This window comes from Bacillus sp. N13C7, from assembly GCF_026790065.1.
In the GTDB taxonomy this organism is placed as follows: Bacteria; Bacillota; Bacilli; order Bacillales; family Bacillaceae; genus Bacillus.
Genome location: NZ_JALAMO010000012.1, coordinates 131,250 through 148,483 on the forward strand (window position 1 = coordinate 131,250; position 17,234 = coordinate 148,483).

General features: G+C 41.3%; 17 protein-coding genes, 1 pseudogene and 1 riboswitch. Of the genes and pseudogenes, 12 read left to right on the forward strand and 6 right to left on the reverse strand.

Features of this window, described 5'->3' with window-relative positions; all coding sequences use genetic code 11:
• Nucleotides 1–30: 30 nt before the first annotated feature.
• Complete coding sequence (locus tag MOB98_RS14335) at nt 31–741, reverse strand: DUF4352 domain-containing protein (RefSeq protein ID WP_268358353.1); 711 nt, start codon at nt 739–741, stop codon at nt 31–33.
• Between the two features lie 65 nt (nt 742–806).
• Nucleotides 807–2,195 carry an alkaline phosphatase PhoB gene (gene phoB, locus MOB98_RS14340; RefSeq protein WP_019713458.1) on the reverse strand — a complete coding sequence of 463 codons (1,389 nt, stop codon included), beginning with the start codon at nt 2,193–2,195 and terminating at the stop codon, nt 807–809.
• A 350-nt stretch (nt 2,196–2,545) separates the two neighbouring features.
• Between phoB and MOB98_RS14345 the strand changes: the two are divergent.
• Together MOB98_RS14345 and MOB98_RS14350 are read left to right on the forward strand one after the other, a co-directional pair.
• A pseudogene (locus tag MOB98_RS14345) lies at nt 2,546–2,650 on the forward strand (thermonuclease family protein); the annotation flags it as partial.
• A gap of 297 nt (nt 2,651–2,947) precedes the next feature.
• Entirely contained in the window at nt 2,948–3,565 is a 618-nt protein-coding gene (locus tag MOB98_RS14350; protein ID WP_268358351.1) for a hypothetical protein, read from the forward strand.
• 855 nt (nt 3,566–4,420) lie between these two features.
• On the opposite strand, the gene MOB98_RS14355 is transcribed toward MOB98_RS14350, so the two are convergent.
• Together MOB98_RS14355 and MOB98_RS14360 are read right to left on the reverse strand one after the other, a co-directional pair.
• Nucleotides 4,421–4,906 carry a DUF4944 domain-containing protein gene (locus MOB98_RS14355; protein ID WP_268358350.1) on the reverse strand — a complete coding sequence of 162 codons (486 nt, stop codon included), beginning with the start codon at nt 4,904–4,906 and terminating at the stop codon, nt 4,421–4,423.
• Nucleotides 4,907–4,924: 18 nt separating this feature from the next.
• A complete protein-coding gene (locus MOB98_RS14360; protein WP_268358349.1) occupies nt 4,925–5,404 on the reverse strand; it encodes a GNAT family N-acetyltransferase in 480 nt (159 codons plus the stop codon).
• 79 nt (nt 5,405–5,483) lie between these two features.
• Between MOB98_RS14360 and MOB98_RS14365 the strand changes: the two genes are divergently transcribed.
• Both MOB98_RS14365 and MOB98_RS14370 read left to right on the forward strand, forming a co-directional pair.
• On the forward strand, nt 5,484–6,422 hold the full coding sequence (locus MOB98_RS14365) for a hypothetical protein (RefSeq protein ID WP_268358347.1): 939 nt from the start codon (nt 5,484–5,486) through the stop codon (nt 6,420–6,422).
• Nucleotides 6,423–6,652: 230 nt separating this feature from the next.
• Nucleotides 6,653–7,219, forward strand: a complete 567-nt coding sequence (locus MOB98_RS14370; RefSeq protein ID WP_268358346.1) for a YdhK family protein — start codon at nt 6,653–6,655, stop codon at nt 7,217–7,219.
• Nucleotides 7,220–7,234: 15 nt separating this feature from the next.
• Here the strand turns inward: MOB98_RS14370 and pbuE are convergent, their stop codons facing one another.
• Entirely contained in the window at nt 7,235–8,401 is a 1,167-nt protein-coding gene (gene pbuE, locus MOB98_RS14375) for a purine transporter PbuE (protein ID WP_268358344.1), read from the reverse strand.
• A 54-nt stretch (nt 8,402–8,455) separates the two neighbouring features.
• Nucleotides 8,456–8,555, reverse strand: a riboswitch (purine riboswitch).
• Nucleotides 8,556–8,729: 174 nt separating this feature from the next.
• Between pbuE and MOB98_RS14380 the strand changes: the two genes are divergently transcribed.
• The 8 genes from MOB98_RS14380 to gmuG all read left to right on the forward strand — a co-directional run bounded on the left by MOB98_RS14380 (nt 8,730) and on the right by gmuG (nt 15,969).
• Nucleotides 8,730–9,041, forward strand: coding sequence for a PTS sugar transporter subunit IIB (locus tag MOB98_RS14380; protein ID WP_003240632.1), 312 nt, complete (start codon nt 8,730–8,732; stop codon nt 9,039–9,041).
• A complete protein-coding gene (locus MOB98_RS14385; RefSeq protein WP_268358340.1) occupies nt 9,041–9,373 on the forward strand; it encodes a PTS lactose/cellobiose transporter subunit IIA in 333 nt (110 codons plus the stop codon). Before MOB98_RS14380 ends, MOB98_RS14385 begins: the two co-directional genes overlap by 1 nt.
• An 18-nt stretch (nt 9,374–9,391) precedes the next feature.
• A complete protein-coding gene (celB, locus tag MOB98_RS14390; RefSeq protein ID WP_268358338.1) occupies nt 9,392–10,720 on the forward strand; it encodes a PTS cellobiose transporter subunit IIC in 1,329 nt (442 codons plus the stop codon).
• A gap of 17 nt (nt 10,721–10,737) precedes the next feature.
• Nucleotides 10,738–12,135 (forward strand): 6-phospho-beta-glucosidase GmuD, encoded by a 1,398-nt coding sequence (gene gmuD / locus MOB98_RS14395; protein ID WP_268358336.1) that lies wholly within the window; start codon nt 10,738–10,740, stop codon nt 12,133–12,135.
• Nucleotides 12,136–12,276: 141 nt separating this feature from the next.
• The gene (gene gmuR, locus MOB98_RS14400; protein WP_268358335.1) at nt 12,277–12,990 is read left to right on the forward strand and encodes a transcriptional regulator GmuR; all 714 of its coding nucleotides are present in this window, start codon (nt 12,277–12,279) and stop codon (nt 12,988–12,990) included.
• Nucleotides 12,991–13,018: 28 nt separating this feature from the next.
• A complete protein-coding gene (locus tag MOB98_RS14405) occupies nt 13,019–13,918 on the forward strand; it encodes an ROK family protein (RefSeq protein WP_268358334.1) in 900 nt (299 codons plus the stop codon).
• Nucleotides 13,915–14,862 carry a mannose-6-phosphate isomerase, class I gene (gene manA / locus MOB98_RS14410; RefSeq protein WP_268358332.1) on the forward strand — a complete coding sequence of 316 codons (948 nt, stop codon included), beginning with the start codon at nt 13,915–13,917 and terminating at the stop codon, nt 14,860–14,862. Before MOB98_RS14405 ends, manA begins: the two co-directional genes overlap by 4 nt.
• An 18-nt stretch (nt 14,863–14,880) precedes the next feature.
• The gene (gene gmuG, locus MOB98_RS14415) at nt 14,881–15,969 is read left to right on the forward strand and encodes a mannan endo-1,4-beta-mannosidase (RefSeq protein WP_268358331.1); all 1,089 of its coding nucleotides are present in this window, start codon (nt 14,881–14,883) and stop codon (nt 15,967–15,969) included.
• Nucleotides 15,970–16,025: 56 nt separating this feature from the next.
• Here the strand turns inward: gmuG and MOB98_RS14420 are convergent, their stop codons facing one another.
• Nucleotides 16,026–16,880: a manganese catalase family protein gene (locus MOB98_RS14420; protein ID WP_268358330.1), complete on the reverse strand. Its 855-nt coding sequence runs from the start codon at nt 16,878–16,880 to the stop codon at nt 16,026–16,028.
• Nucleotides 16,881–17,234 lie beyond the last annotated feature (354 nt).

A 17,234-nucleotide genomic window follows, 5' to 3' on the forward strand; every position in this document is an offset into this window, starting at 1 on the left:
GGGGGTCACTTCAAGTACGGGCGTTCTTCATTAAAACTGGAGTTTGATCTTTTGAGCATCACTGATTTTCTTATGGTTCTGATCAAAGACGTCACTTGTTGTAATTTCAATCCACTCGATCTCTTTTTCTTTCTTCTTATCATCAGCATCTTTGTCATGCGTATGGGCGTTTGATGCGTTCACGATAAAGCCGAGATTTCCGGACTTTTCGGCTCCGCCCTCCAATTCGCCATTTAACTCTTCAAGATAAATATCTTTGTTCCAATCAAACGTTTCCCCTGTGTTTGTTTTCATCAAAGCAATCGGCGCAACATTTACTTTCTTTGAAGAGGTGTTCTTGATGTCAACGAAGACCTTAACGAAATCAAACTCTTCATCATGTGTTAACACATGAAAATAATCAATCATGCTGTAATCCGGACGCAAATGGATCAGCTTCATTTCTTTTATTGTTAACTCCACGTCGCCAATCTTGTAGGTTTGATTCACTTGCTTGATATCCTTTAAAACAGCTTTTCCCTTGTCATCAGAAAACGTTTGGCCAACCTTCAGCAATGACCGGTCATCGGTTACTTGGGAATTAGGCTGATACTCATCTATACTGTCTTTTTGAGATGATGTGCTTTGCGGAGTGGCTTTTACCGCTTGCTCTCCGCCCGCATTCTGTTTTTCTGTATTGGCGTTTGATGAGCAGCCCGCAAGCACAATGGCAAAAACAAAAATTGAAAGAATTGTTTTCATGATGATTCCTCCATTAAAAAGAGATCCCGTTGCTTCATACAAGCAACGGGCAACCTTGTATTCTATTACTTATCGTTAATCTTAATGTTGTATTGTAAAGCCTCGAAGACATTTTTAGCGATTTGTGTATTATCGATTTGGCCGGCAAATGTCTCACTAGACGGCCCGTACGCATAGACGGGAACATCTTCACCAGTATGTCCGCCTGTCGTCCATCCAGTGTGAGATCGTTTATTGAAAATCTCCTCAATCGCATTATCGATTTCAAGCACTTCTTTTGATGTTGCGGCTTTTTTAACAGATTGAATTTCTGATTCAGTTAAAGCCAATTTCTTTTGGTCAATATACGTTTTTAATGTTTTTTCAACATCCGCGCCGTCAGCAATTTTTTCTGCCATAAAGTCAGGTGTGCGTTTTGCGGCTTTAATTGGTTCACTGAACCAGTTGTAGATGCCGTCTGCACCGATGGAGTATCCGCCGGTTGAATGGTCAGCCGTTGCGACAACCAATGTATGCTTGTCCTTTTTGGCGAAATCAATAGCCGCCTTATAAGCTTGTTCGAAGTCTTCCATTTCACTCATGGCACCGACGATATCATTGTCATGCCCCGCCCAGTCAATCTGACTGCCTTCCACCATGAGGAAGAATCCGTCTTTATCCTTGCTTAATTTTTTAATCGCTGTGTTTGTCATATCTTTTAATGAAGGAATATCCTTCGTGCGGTCAATCTTTTTAGGCAGACCGCCGTCAGCGAATAAGCCGAGAACTTGGCTGTCGTTATTTTTCAGCATGTCCTTGCGGTTATCCACATAGCTGTATCCCGCTTTTTTGAATTCCTTGATCAAATTGCGGTCCTTGCGGTCAAAGTTGCTTTTTCCCCCGCCTAGAAGGACATCAATTTTGTGCTTGCCGTTGACCATTTCATCAAAATAATCATCGGCAATTGAGTTCATATTTTTTCGACTGTGATCATGTGAACCGAAAGAGGCCGGAGTGGCATGTGTAATTTCTGAAGTGGCCACCAGTCCTGTTGATTTTCCTTTCTCTTTCGCCGCTTCAAGTACTGTTTTGGCTTCTGAACCATCGTTATCCACAGCAATCGCATTGTTATATGTTTTGATCCCGGCTGACATAGCCGTTGCTGCAGATGCAGAATCTGTTACGTTTTGTTCTGGATCTTCAGGATAAGTCGTTTGCTGGCCGACAAGGTATTGATCAAAAGCGGTAGGCTCTACAAACTTTGTCTTTTTATTATCTTTTAAATAGCGATGGGCAGATGTATAGGACACACCCATACCATCACCAATCAGAACGATAACATTCTTTATTTCGTCTTGATTCCCCTTTTTCTTTTCCTGGGCGCTGGCTTCAGGCACACTGCCGCTGGCTAAGCTGCTGAACGCTATAGATGATAAAACTGCGATAGGCAGTAGTTTCTTCGGGAATTTTTTCAACTAGATAACCTCCTAAAAATAGATGAATCTCATTGACAACCCCATTATATTTTTAAACTGTTAAGCTAGTATTAATTGATTTTAAAGATTGGATTTACAAGAATAAGAGGCAATGACGGAAATGGGAGAGGGTTAACTGCATATGATATGTGAGTTGAAAAAAGTTGATTATCCCCCAACCCACGATAAAAGAGAAGGCAGCAAAACTTTTTCAACATCTTTAACAGAAATAGACCGGGAATGAGGAGGGGATCAATGCGCAACTTACAAGTAAGAAAGAGAGACTGACATTCCAGATCAACGGGAGAATGAGTGAAAATAAGCCAATGATCTATATAAATTCCCATTAGGTAACAGTTAGTCGCGTTATCGATGGAGACACATTTATTGCCGATGTTAATGGTACTGAGGAAAGAATCCGTTTAATATTGGTCGATACTCCGGAAACAGTCCAACTCTTTGGATATATTCCGGATAGTCTATATAATTCTTTTCTTAAAAAGCACCTGGATAAGATAAAAAATGGGAAAAAGACCAATCGAAAAATGAAGGTATATTCTAACTGAGAGGACACTAGTATAAGTGTTTAAATAATTAATCTTTACATGAACATTGAAATTATAAAGAGATTGTAAACCTAACTTTAGAAAGATTTACATAAATAGGGTTTATTGAAAACCTAAGTTCCTCTAGAATAAAACCCACTGGGATTTCTTGTATTTCTCATTAAATCTTTAAGGGAGGGTTTAACCTTGAAAAAGAAACTATTACTACCACTATTCACTTTAATTTTAGCTCTCTTCTCTTCTGGCTTTACGAATAGTGCTGCTGCTGCAACCAATGATGATTTTAAAGAAGAACTATCAAATTTAACTCAGAAAGAAGTAGTATCCAATTTTCAACGAATTGATCAGGAATATGAAATAGGAGAAGCGTTTTCAGAAAAAGATCAGGTTTTTATTCAAATGTATGCAAAACCAGTTAATGATGGAATGTTTAGTATAGCTATGTCAAAATATATTTCTGGTTCTAAAAGTGCGAATGGTGTGACAGTAAAAGTTAGTGGAACAATTAAAGATGATATTCAAAACCTAATCAATCAAAGTTTTGGTGCATCAAATTTAAAAACCAGCACGACTGCAGGTTCTAGTAAAGTTACATCAGTAAAAACAGCTGTTCACCATAACGCATATGGATTAGTAGGAAGTGGAGGTATTGGCAAAGTATACTCAGGATCTCTTACTACTTCAGGTAAAAATACTACTCTAACCGGAACAAAGAGATACACAGCAGTTGTAGCGTATGCTACAACATGGTGTTCTGTAACGGTTAATCACACTGGTGGTACTTTTACAATAAACCCTAGCTAAAATAAAGGAGACTTCAAAAATGTTAGAAAGCTTCGGATTCCCAGGAAGTATCATTACTTTAGTAGTTTTAATAGGATTAGTTTTCTTGTTCAGAACAATAATAAGAAGAAAAAAAACCGCTGATAAAAATTAATAAAATTATTGTTTTACACAATCCTTTGTAAAATGTATTATTGAGAAATAATCAATCTTTGTGCTTGAGGATTGATTTCTACCGGCCCCGGAATTAGACCCTCCGGGGTTATTTTTTGCAAAGAGCACAACATGTTGCGATTTTTAATAAAAGTAAGGAAAATCGATATACTCTGTGTGTTAATTGGGATCCTGACAAAAGTAAAGTAACTATACTGATGATGAACCCAAGTCATGCATGCTTTTATTAGTGATAATAACCTCTAAATCACGTAGTATATCTATTGGATTTCTCAAAGATACGCCACCACGTTTTTTTCCATTCGTTTATTCTGCATAAAATTGCAATTCACCGGTTTTATCTGGTAGCTTCATAAATCCTTCTAATGCTTGAAATTTTTTAGACAATATCTTTACCTCTCTTTTTAGGCGCTTATTTCTTTCATATCACTAACCAGTGTGCTCTCCCCCTTTCTCATCTTATAATACCTTTTGACTCTTCGATATGAAATCAGTTAATTCAGTTAATTAAGCAAATGCAAATTGTGCTATTTTAAAAATTAGCATGATTCCAGCAATCACCAATGAAACACTTATTAAACCATATAGCATTCTAAAGAAAGCATATACTCCTAATATATTAGCGAATGAAATAAACATACAGATGCCTTAAAGAGGTATCTATACCATTTAAAGCAGGAATCTCTATAAGAATCCCTGCTTTTAGTCAAACAAGTTTTTTTCGTTTAGCGTAAGCTGACTTGCGGAATAACGATTACCTTGCTTCCATTTCACTTCAATTGTAATATCATGGCCTTCAAGCTCCCGTTCATCCAACCGCTCTAAGAAAGAAACGGACTCCTCTTTTGCGCTTCCATCGCGAGAAGTGCCGCCGGAATAATCTCGAATAGGGATTTCTGTATCAGAGCTGAGCAGAATCTCCCCATCCTTTTTTACAATCAGTGCTTCCACATAAGTGCTGTCTGCTTTATCTGTATCACCGATCCAATACAGATTGCCGCTGTATTCATTCGGTGCATCTTCATTTTTTGTGAAAACAGCTTTCCAATCCTGATCTTTGCTTTCTCCCTGCCAATTTGGATACTCCATTCGCACATGATGAATCAGCTGATAGGAAAAAAAGATCAAGCAGAAAGCCAATAATAGGGATGCCATGAAAATGAGAGGGTATTTATAATGACTGGACATAAAAAAACTCCTATTCATTTAATCAATAACCTTTGAAAAAAGAATTTCATCCCGAATCAAAATGCCGTTTTCAGCTTTCTCGGGGATCTCTGGTTTGAGTCGCCTCGCTTTTTCAACTGCATTCGGAAACAATGCGGCGAATTGATAGCCTCTCTTTTGATAAAACGCCATCGCATGTATATTATCATTCGTTGTGATAAGCTTTATTCGTTGACAATGTGCATGTTTAGCCGTCTCTTCAACCTGCTGCAGTAAAGCTGTGCCGATTCCTTTCTTTTCAATGATACTATCTAATGAAATAATCTCACAATCTTTTCCACTTATTGCGTATGTAATACAACCAATGATTTCGCCATCCTCATCTAAAGCGGCATAGCCATCTAATTCATCACATCGAAACATGCCGCTGGAAATCACCATCTCGGGTGAACCCCAATGCTTGGCAAAAAAATCGGTCATTACATGTTTCGATAACTCACTGCTTGAGAGGATTTTCATCTTAAATCTCCTTTCTAGAAAATGTGTAATATCAATATATACAATAAATAATAATAAGGAAATAGTTTGAGGTGACGGTATGGAAATCAACGATGTCATTTACGGGCAGCACCATATAGACGGAGTGCTGGAAGAGCTCATCAAGAGCGCTCCAGTGCAAAGATTAAAAGGAATCTACCAAGGGGGAGCAAGCTTTTTAGTTAATTCAAAATGGGATGTGACCCGGTATGAGCACTCTATCGGCGTGATGCTCCTCATCAAAAACTTGGGAGCCGGCCTGCTCCACGACGTGTCACACACGGCTTTTTCCCATGTAATCGATATTGTCTTTGAAAATGAAGCGGAAGACTATCATGAAAATATCTTTCAACAAGTCATTATTCACTCTGAGATCCCGGGTATTCTAAAAAAACACGGTTATGATACCGAAGAAATTTTATCAGACGATACGAGATGGATATTGCTCGAGCAGCCCACACCAGAGCTGTATGCCGATCGGATTGACTACACGCTGCGGGACATGTACCGTTATGGGCACATTAGTCTGAACGAAGCACAAACCTTTTTGAATCATCTCATTATGAGAAACGGAAGGATGTTTCCGGATGGAATCGAAGCTGCCGAATGGTTTGTCAGAGTGTATTACATGGAAGTGATAGATTTCTTTTTGAATCCCGTGAATGTATACAGATATGAGTATTTAGCGCAAACGTTGAAAGCTGCGTTGCGGCATAATGTCATATCCGCAGAAGATCTGCTGAAAATGGATGAAGAAGTACTCGACATCCTGCACGCAGCAAAAAATAAAGAAGTACTGAACTTGCTTCAACATATTCATCCCCGCATCCAAATAAAAGAAGTTAACATCCAGTACGATTTCCATCAAAAGAAGAAAATGCGCCTCATCGACCCATCCATTCTTCATCATGACGAATGGGTCAAAGCCTCAGCTGTCTCCGAAAACGTCAGAAAAATGGGAGAGGCCGCTTATCAAAGAGCAAAAAAGGTGTATGTATAAAAGTTCTGCATCACTAATTGCCGCGTAACAGCGGCTTTTTTCATGTTTGACTATGTAAACGAAGGGGAATAGGACAAACTGCGGGACCGTTTTATGAGAATATCAGCGCATTTACATACCATTCGGGGGTATAGTATTCTCAAAAGGGCATGTTTGCTTGCAGATATGCGTTTTTACTTTATTGTTTGCAGGCAAAATGAAAGTAAAAAATGAAGCAAAGGAGAATGACCATGAACGTCTCTAAAAAAGTACTGGGAATTCTGATGTTATCTCTTGTTTTTGTTTTATCGGCATGCGGCAATAACAGCAGTACGAAAGAAAGCACACATGACAATCATTCAGATTCCTCATCACATGATGAAATGGAGCATACCGGATCAGCTGATGTTCCAGAGGGATTACAGGAATCTAAACATCCGAAATATAAAGTAGGCAGCCAAGTGATGATCAATACATCTCATATGAAAGGCATGAAGGGTGCCGAAGCAACAGTGACAGGTGCCTATGATACAACGGCGTATGTTGTCTCTTACACACCGACAAACGGAGGACAGCGTGTGGACCATCACAAATGGGTGATTCAAGAAGAAATTAAAGATGCCGGAGATAAAACATTAAACCCCGGAGATCAAGTGATCTTAGAGGCTTCTCATATGAAAGGCATGAAGGGTGCAACAGCCGAGATCGACTCCGCCGAAAAAACAACCGTATACATGGTTGACTATACATCGACAACAAGCGGTGAAAAAGTGAAAAACCACAAATGGGTCACCGAAGATGAGCTTTCAGCTAAATAATAAAAAATCCTCCTTTTACAAGGAGGATTTTTTTGCTGTCTGAACAGGTCTTGTTAAAGAAATGAAGGCGAACAGGACAGCGATAATGACAATTGATCCGCCGCACCAAGCATTTGATACCACAGTGCCTGTCTGATCCAAAACAATACCGCCAATGGCTGAGCCAAGGGCAATTCCGACCTGAAGGGCAGATGTGTTAAAGCTTTGCTGAATGTCAGACGAATCTGGCGCAATTTCAATTAAATAGCTTTGCTGAGCCGGGGCGAGACTCCAGCTTAGCAGACCCCAAATCACCATGACAGGCAAAAAGAAAATCATAGACGATGTTGACAGCGGCAGTAAGAACATAATAATGGCAAAGGAACCAGTTACCAGCAAAATGCTCTTAAAGGAACCAAGCCGGTCAGAAAGCGCTCCTCCGAAAGGGCCTCCGCATACAGCGGATATCCCGAAAAGGAAATAACAAATGCTGACCCAGAATGAGCTCAGATGAAGAGTCTCTTCTAAAAACGGAGCAAAGTAAGCGTATAGCGTATAATGCCCCGCTAATGTAAACATCGTGACGAGATGTGAACTCGCGATTTTCAGATTGCCAATCGTCTTGAGCTGATCCCGGAAAGGAATCATTTTTTCCGCTGGTATCTTTTCAAAGAAGATTGAAATAATCAGCATGGAGACCAGCGCCAGAAGTCCGATGCCAAGGAACAAAATGCGCCATCCGAATGAATCGCTGATTAAGATTCCGAGCGGCACGCCTAATGCGATAGCGGAGCTGAATCCCATAAAAATAATTCCGATGGCGCGCGCTCTGTATTCAGGCGCTACAATTTTCGGAGCGATCGTTAAGGAAAGCACAACAATCAGCCCTGTACTCATCGCAGCCAATACCCTTGACACCATCAGCGTCGCAAAATTAGGGCTGAAGTAGGCCACAAGATTGCTAAGAAAGAAAACAAATAAGGCAATTAAATATAAACGCTTCCGTTCAATCTTCGCAGTCAAAGCCAAAAGCAGCGGCCCTGACACTGCATATCCCAGTGCAAACACACTGATCAGCTGCCCGGCTGAGACAATAGAAATGTCTAAATCATTTGCGATTTGAGGAAGAATTCCTCCCACAATTAACTCAACCAATCCGACTGCAATCGTAGAAGCTGCAAGAAGGAAAACTTTAAAATTCATAACAAACTCCTTTACTGAAATATTTTGATAAATAAAAAAATCCTGATTACAAAAAAAGTTATAAACAATTTTTGTAATCAGGATTTTACGGTTCCTGGTAGACACCCTCAAACCATATTATTGAGGTTATACAAGTGATCATAGCTATTTAATTGAGTCGTTTCCGTTGATGAGTGTAACACATTATGAATGAATCTTCCATAGAAAAATTTACAAAGCGATGAACTCTGAAAATATATGATTGTATTTATTTTCTAAAAGTATAGACATTTAAAAATAAATGACTATAATAACAATTGTAAGCGTTTTAATAACGGGGGGATAGCAGTTGAAAAAAATTTTACTTGCGTGCAGCTCAGGAATGTCAACCAGTCTATTGGTGACAAAAATGAAGGAATATGCACAATCCATCGGAGAAGAAGCAGAGATTTGGGCTGTCGGCCAGGATAAGGCGAAAGAAGACATGAAAAAGGCAGATGCTGTTTTGATCGGACCGCAAATGAGCTTTCTGAAAAGCGAACTGCAAAAAGAGGCGGATCAATACAACATTCAGGTTGAAGTCATTGACATGATGGCCTACGGAATGGCAGATGGCAAAAAAGCATATGAGCAGGCATTGTCCTTAATGGAGAATCAATAATGGAACAGATGAAAATTACGAATTTAACAGACGAACAAATCAGTTTTCAGCTTATCCTGCACAGCGGCAATGCCCGCAGCGCCATCATACAATCACTGCGCACTTATAAAGAAGGGAACATGGAGGAGGCCGATGCGCTCATCGCCAAGGCTGAGCAAGATTTATCCGCGGCCCATGATATTCACTTTCAAATGATACAGAAAGAATCCGGCGGAGAAGCAGCCGCTTTCTCCTTGCTGCTTATGCATGCGGAGGATCATTTAATGTCAACATTGACCATGAAAGAACTAGTGAAAGAACTGCTTGATCTCTTTCAAACAAAGAATCTATAAATAATCGGGGTGGATAGGGTGTTCGAGAAAATCAGCCAATTCCTTGTTCCAATTGCAGGGAGGTTAAACAATAACCGTTATTTGCAAGTGCTGCGTGATGCGTTTATGCTGGCTTTCCCGCTTACGATATTCGGGTCCATTTTTGTCGTGTTAACGAATTTACCGTTTCTAAACAAAATCATGAACGCCTCAATGCTTACATCGTTTCAGTCTCATTTCGGCATTGCGTCTACGGCGACTATGAGCATTATGTCTGTCTTTGTAGTCTTCGGGATAGGTTATTATCTGTCAAAAAGCTATCAGGTCGAAGCTGTATTTGGCGGAGCGATCGCTTTGGTTTCCTTTTTGCTCCTAACGCCATTTATCGTTCAGCCGGAAACAGGAGATGCCATTACAGGGGTTATCCCGGTCGACCGTCTCGGTGCAAAAGGGATGTTTCTTGGGATGATTACGGCATTTCTTTCCGGCGAAATCTACAGAAGAATCGTTCAAAAAAACCTGACAATCAAAATGCCAGCCGGCGTTCCGCCTGCTGTTGCAAAATCATTCGCCGCACTTATTCCGGCTTTTATCACATTAACCGTATTTTTGCTGATTAATGTTTTGGTGACGCTGCTATTTAAAACAAATATGCACGACGTCATTTATCACGCAATTCAGGCTCCGCTTGTCGGACTTGGAAGCGGTATTATTCCAACGCTGATTGCCGTGTTTTTCATTCAAATTCTTTGGTTTTTCGGACTGCATGGACAGATCATTATTAACTCCGTGATGGACCCGATTTGGAATACACTGCAGGTCGAAAACCTTTCTGCTTACACAGCGGGAAAAGCAATTCCTCATATTATTTCAAAACCGTTTATGGAGATTTATACCGTTGGGATGGGCGGTACAGGGATGACACTTGCGGTTGTGTTTACCATTCTCATATTCATGAAAAGCAGGCAGATAAAGCAAGTATCAAAACTTGGCCTCGCTCCCGGTATATTTAACGTGAACGAACCGATTATCTTCGGGCTTCCGATTGTCATGAATCCAATCATTATTGTGCCTTGGGTGTTGGCACCGATGGTTGTTACGCTCGTCACCTATCTGGCCATGTCAGCGGGGCTCGTTCCGCCGCCGACCGGTGTAACGGTGCCGTGGACGGTTCCATTATTCATTAATGGCATTATGGCAACGAACTCGATCATGGGTGGCGTCATGCAGCTTGTCAATCTGTTAATTGTCTTCGTGATCTGGTTTCCGTTCCTAAAAGCAATGGATAAATTAAATCTCGTAAAAGAAAAAGAACAGGCTGTGCAGGAAACAGCTGCTCAGAAAAATGATAACAGCATTAAAATGTGACATAAGGGGAGAGAGACTTGGCACAAACAGAACAATATTGTTTTCCAAAGGATTTTTGGTGGGGATCATCCGCTTCAGCAACACAAACGGAGGGTGCCGCCGACAGAGACGGAAAAGGCCAGAATATATGGGATTATTGGTTTGAAAAAGAACCGCATCGTTTTTTTGATCGTGTCGGACCTGCAACAACATCTCAATTTTACGACAACTATAAAGAAGATATCAGGCTGATGAAGGAGCTTGGCCACAACTCGTTCCGGATGTCGATTTCCTGGTCGCGTTTAATACCGGGCGGAACAGGCGAGATCAATGAGAAAGCCGCAGATTTCTATAATAATGTCATTGATGAGTTAATCGCAAACGATGTTGAACCTTTTGTCAATCTGTTTCATTTCGATATGCCGATGGAACTTCAAAAAATCGGCGGCTGGCTAAACAGAGAAACGGTTGACGCTTATGAAAACTATGCAAGAACGTGCTTCCGTTTGTTTGGTGACCGGGTGAAAAAATGGTTCACGCATAATGAACCGATCGTGCCCGTAGAAGGCGGATACTTATATGATTTTCATTATCCAAACAAGGTGGATTTTAAAGAAGCCGTTCAGGTCGGTTTTCATACAATGCTATCGAGTGCCCGTGCCATTCAGGCCTACAGGGAGATGGAGCAGGACGGAAAAATCGGCATCATCCTAAATTTGACGCCTTCATACCCGAGAAGCAGCCATCCGGCCGATGTCAAAGCTGGGGAAATAGCGGACGCGTTTTTTAACAGATCCTTTTTAGATCCATCTGTCAAAGGAGAATTTCCAAAAGAGCTGGTTACCATTTTGAAGAGCGAAGGCTTTGTGCCTGACTATAAGAAAGAAGATCTTGAGATTATCAAACACAATACGGTTGATCTGTTAGGTGTAAATTATTATCAGCCGAGACGTGTAAAAGCAAAAGAACATCTTCCGAATCCAGACGCACCATTTTTGCCGGACAGGTATTTTGATTCTTACGTCATGCCGGGGCGCAAAATGAATCCGCATCGCGGCTGGGAGATCTATGAAAAAGGCGTTTATGATATTTTGATCAATTTAAAAGAAAACTACGGGAACATCGAGTGTTTTATCTCTGAAAACGGCATGGGGGTCGAAGGCGAAGAACGCTTCAGGGATGAACAAGGCATCATTCAAGATGATTACCGGATAGAATTTATAAAAGAGCACCTCAAATGGATTCACCGTGCCATCCAGGAAGGATCAAATGTAAAAGGCTATCACTTATGGACATTTATGGACAACTGGTCTTGGACAAATGCCTATAAAAACCGATACGGGTTTGTATCAGTCAATCTCGAGAAAGACGGTGAAAGAACCGTCAAAAAGAGCGGAAAATGGTTCAAAAAGGTTGCTGAGCAAAACGGTTTCTAAATGTACAGATCTTCCGGCAATCATCATGATGAATAGAGATAAACGGCCAGCCGCAACATTGATGAAACAGAGAAAAGAACTTATGATATCCGTAAAGAAGCTTATGTGATATCAAACTTTTACAGCTGCCGGAGGATACCAATGAATAAATATGAAATCATCGCAAATGAAATGAGAAACAGAATCAAAAATAACGTCTATCCGCTCGATCAGCCGATTCCCGATGAAATATCACTTGCCAAAGAGTTCAACTCAAGCCGCATGACGATGAAAAGAGCCTTGGATAATTTAGTTGCCGAAGGGCTGCTGTTCAGAAAACGGGGCCACGGCACGTTCATTATTCAATCAGCGATACAGGATGATCATGTCCATGTGGTCAGCAACGAAATCCTTGGATTGACCAACTTGCTGAAAGATAAGGAGATCAAAAGCAAGGTCATTCAGTTTGAAGTGCAATTTCCCACAGAGGAAGTGGCTGCCCATTTATCTATTGATCAGAAAACTCCGGTTTATTATGTCGTACGGCTGCGGATTGTAGAAGGAGAGCCCTATGTGTTGGAAAAAACATATATGCCGACTCATTTAATACCGGGCATTAATGATGAGGTTCTTCATGACTCGATCTACAACCACATCACAAACGAGCTGCAGCTCAAAATCGCCGGTACGCATCGGAAGATCAGAGCCTGTAAGTCTGATCATATTGACCAGCAGCATTTGGGCTGTAAACAGGATGATCCAATTCTGGAAGTCGAACATGTGGGCTTCTTAGATAACGGCATTCCATTTGAATATTCCTTTTCACGTCATCGGCATGACAAATTTGTCGTCACTTCAGTAAACATACGGCGCTGATCGCGGAGATAACAAGGAGGCCATCTGCATGCTTGGCGGTATTGAAGCAGGCGGCACAAAATTTGTTTGTGCTGTCGGCAAAGAAGATGGAATGATCATTGACCGAGTAGAGATCCCGACAACGATGCCGGATGAAACATTAGAGAAAGTGTTTCAATATTTTCGCCAATTCTCATTACAGGCCATCGGCATCGGCTCCTTTGGTCCCGCTGATACTAATAAAAGCAGTAAAACCTATGGAACCATTACGGCCACGCCGAAAGATGGCTGGAGACACTTTCCCTTTTTGCAGACCGTGAAAAATGAAATGAAAATCCCAGTCGCATTCAATACGGATGTCAACGCGGCGGCGCTTGGTGAATTCCTTTTCGGTGAAGCGAAGGATCTCGACGGCTGCCTGTATATGACGGTTGGCACCGGCATTGGTGCAGGAGCAATTGTAGAGGGACGGCTCCTTCAGGGGCTGTCACATCCAGAGATGGGCCATATTTATATCCGGCGCCACCCTGATGATGTATACCAAGGGAAGTGCCCATATCACAAGGATTGCTTTGAAGGCTTGGCATCCGGTCCTGCCATCGAAGCGCGCTGGGGAAAAAAAGCTGCTGATTTATCAGAAATAACCCGGGTCTGGGAACTGGAAGGATATTATATTGCCCAAGCGCTGGCTCAGTATATTTTGATCCTTGCACCTGAAAAAATCATTCTTGGCGGCGGCGTTATGAAGCAGAAACAAGTGTTTCCTTATATTTATCAATATGTCCCGAAAATCATGAACAGCTACTTGAATTTTTCGGAATTATCAGAGAATATATGCGATTATATTGTGCCTCCGCGTTTAGGCAGTGACGCGGGTATCATTGGCGCGCTTGTTTTAGCGGATCAGGCATTGCGAGCAGAACCAGCACCCGGGGAGGTGCGGTCATGAAGCACCCCTTATTTTTGGAGCCTGTCTTTAAAGAAAGGATATGGGGAGGAACGGCGCTTCGTGATAAATTCGGCTACACGATACCTTCAGAAAAAATAGGAGAGTGCTGGGCTGTTTCTGCTCATGCCCATGGTTCATCGGCTGTTCAAAACGGCCCGCTGGCAGGAAAGACATTAGACCAAGTATGGCAAGATCATCCGGAGATTTTTGGTTTTCCGGATGGAAAGGTGTTTCCGCTGCTGGTAAAGCTGCTTGATGCCAATATGGATCTCTCCGTGCAAGTTCATCCTGATGATGATTATGCAAACCTGCATGAAAACGGCGAGCTCGGAAAAACGGAGTGCTGGTATATTATTGATTGCAAAGAAGGCGCAGAACTGATTTTGGGCCATCACGCACGCTCAAAGGATGATTTTAAACGGCGATTGGAAAGCGGCGATTGGAACGGGCTGCTGAGGCGCATCAAAATCAAGCCTGGGGATTTCTTTTATGTCCCAAGCGGTACGCTCCATGCTTTATGTGAGGGAACCCTTGTCCTTGAAATCCAGCAAAACTCTGATACAACCTATCGCGTATACGATTATGACCGGTATAATGACCAGGGCGAAAAAAGGACTCTTCATATAGAAAAAGCCATGGAAGTTATAACGATACCGCATAACGATGCAGTTCATACACCGGAAGTGAAAGAAGATGGTGACGCGTTGATCACTGTTTATGTACAATCAGATTATTTCTCAGTGTACAAATGGAAGGTTAGCGGCCGAGCTGTTTTTCCTTCTCATCAAACCTATTTGCTGGGAAGCGTTCTGAACGGATCAGGACGAATCGTAAATAATGGTATTCAGTATGAGTGCAATAAAGGCTCACACTTTATTTTGCCTGCGAATTTTGGCGAGTTTTCAATAGAAGGAACTTGTGAGTTGATGATATCTCATCCTTAATGATTGGAGGAATGACATTTGTTTAAGAAACATACAATCTCTTTGCTCATTTTCTTTTTGCTAGCGTCTGCTGTTATGGCAAAACCAATTGAAGCGCACACTGTGCCGCCTGTAAATCCTCATGCACAGCAGACAACAAAATCAGTGATGAATTGGCTGGCTCATCTGCCGAATCGAACAGAAAACAAAGTCCTTTCTGGAGCGTTTGGAGGGTACAGTCATGACACATTTTCTATGGCTGAAGCTGAAAGAATCCGAAGCGCTGCCGGACAATCACCTGCTATTTACGGCTGTGATTATGCCAGAGGATGGCTTGAAACGACAAATATTGAAGACTCGATAGATGTAAGCTGCAACAGCGATTTACTTTCGTACTGGAAAAGCGGTGGAATCCCGCAAATCAGTATGCATCTGGCTAATCCGGCTTTTCAGTCAGGACATTTTAAAACACCGATTACAAACGATCAGTATAAAAACATACTAGATTCTTCAACAGCAGAAGGGAAGCGGCTGAATGCCATGCTCAGCAAAATTGCTGACGGACTTCAAGAATTAGAGAACCAAGGTGTGCCTGTTCTGTTCAGGCCGCTGCATGAAATGAACGGTGAATGGTTTTGGTGGGGACTTACATCATATAATCAAAAGGATGATGAAAGAATCTCCCTTTATAAACAGCTCTACAAGAAAATCTATCATTATATGACCGATACAAGAGGACTAGATCACTTGCTCTGGGTTTACTCTCCCGACGCTAACCGAGACTTTAAAACCGATTTTTACCCGGGTGCGTCTTACGTGGATATTGTCGGACTGGATGCGTATTTTCAAGATGCCTATTCAATTAGCGGATATGATCAGCTAACGGCTCTTAATAAACCATTTGCATTTACTGAAGTCGGCCCGCAAACAGCAAATGGCAATTTTGATTACAGCTTGTTTATCAATGCAATAAAACAAAAATATCCTAACACCATTTACTTTCTGGCATGGAATGATGAGTGGAGCCCGGCTGTAAACAAGGGTGCTTCGGCTTTATATCATGACAGCTGGACACTCAACAAGGGAGAAATATGGAACGGTGATTCTTTAACGCCAATCGTTGAATAAATAAGCTACATGTTAGAAGGTGCCCAAGAAGTTTCTTGAGCACCTTCACACCTTGATTAGGCATTCATATCGCCTAACCCAGGACTATGTTCATTTGGCATTTCCGGAAGTACTGGTACAGGAAATCCTGCCGGAGGTTCTATTACTTGTAACTCTCCGCCATTTCGGCTTGGAGATGTTCCTTGATAGATTTCACCGATTCTTGTTTCATCCAACCTAAAGTTAAACTGTACATTATGATAGCCTAATTCGACATACTTTCTGCACTCAGGGTATTTATTAATATCATAATTCGGTACAGGAAGAAGCTTCGCCCACTCAACACCCAAAGTCTCGAGCGCTTTTGCAAACGCATTCTGGTGAGCGTTGTCGCGTACAATCAGAAAAGCAAGGGTTTCCCGAAACGTCTGATTAGAACTCATTTCATAAATCCTTGTTTTTTGCAGCACGCCTGTTGACTCAAGAAGCAAGTTATCCAACAGGTCGGTGATTAAGTTTCCATGGTTATACACCCACGACCCATTCCAAGGATTGCCCCCTGCATCAACAGGAAGAGAACTTTGCGCCCCAATAATATAATGATGAGGATTCGCATGCTTCACCGCTTCGTTAAGAGGAGCCTGATCTGCACCTTGGCTGCCGACGCCTTCTCCGCCTGACTCATCTAATAAAGCATTAATTGTGTTTTGCACCAATTCAACGTGGGCAATTTCTTCTAAAAAAATGCCACGGAGCAGATCACGGTACTGTTTCTGTTTTCCTCTGAAATTAGAGCTTTGGAAAAAAAACTGCATCATCGTACGCATTTCACCGTAATGTCCGCCCAATATTTCCTGCAGTACCTTAGCGGCTGCAGGGTCTGGCTTATCTGGCTTAATGATATTTATTAATTCCTCTTTGTAGTAATACATAACATGCCTCATTTCTTTTTTAGTGATTGGTTTCTTATATCCTTTGTAAAAGGAGATAAAATATACAAATGCAAGGCATGAAAGAATCAAATAAAAAATATAAAAAAAGTGTTGACCATAGAAAACACACATGGTATATTATTAAACGTCGCTGATGAACAGCACACACAACAACACGGAAAACAAAAAAGTTTTTCATAGGTGTTTACAAGTTTTTAAAAATGTGTATAATAAGTAAAGTCGAATAAAAAATTCGAACTTCGAAAAAACATTTTAAAAAAACTTCTTGACTTCAACTGCAAATGATAGTATGATAGTTAAGTCGCTTGATAAGCGCCCGTAGCTCAATTGGAT

Coding starts and splice junctions, on each gene's coding strand:
- MOB98_RS14355 (WP_268358350.1), bottom strand. CDS start 4,906: ATGTCCAGTCATTATAAATACCCTCTCATTTTCATGGCATCCCTATTA.
- MOB98_RS14365 (WP_268358347.1), top strand. CDS start 5,484: ATGGAAATCAACGATGTCATTTACGGGCAGCACCATATAGACGGAGTG.
- MOB98_RS14370 (WP_268358346.1), top strand. CDS start 6,653: ATGAACGTCTCTAAAAAAGTACTGGGAATTCTGATGTTATCTCTTGTT.
- gmuR (WP_268358335.1), top strand. CDS start 12,277: ATGAATAAATATGAAATCATCGCAAATGAAATGAGAAACAGAATCAAA.
- MOB98_RS14385 (WP_268358340.1), top strand. CDS start 9,041: ATGGAACAGATGAAAATTACGAATTTAACAGACGAACAAATCAGTTTT.
- MOB98_RS14335 (WP_268358353.1), bottom strand. CDS start 741: ATGAAAACAATTCTTTCAATTTTTGTTTTTGCCATTGTGCTTGCGGGC.
- MOB98_RS14420 (WP_268358330.1), bottom strand. CDS start 16,880: ATGTATTACTACAAAGAGGAATTAATAAATATCATTAAGCCAGATAAG.
- manA (WP_268358332.1), top strand. CDS start 13,915: ATGAAGCACCCCTTATTTTTGGAGCCTGTCTTTAAAGAAAGGATATGG.
- MOB98_RS14405 (WP_268358334.1), top strand. CDS start 13,019: ATGCTTGGCGGTATTGAAGCAGGCGGCACAAAATTTGTTTGTGCTGTC.
- pbuE (WP_268358344.1), bottom strand. CDS start 8,401: ATGAATTTTAAAGTTTTCCTTCTTGCAGCTTCTACGATTGCAGTCGGA.
- MOB98_RS14360 (WP_268358349.1), bottom strand. CDS start 5,404: ATGAAAATCCTCTCAAGCAGTGAGTTATCGAAACATGTAATGACCGAT.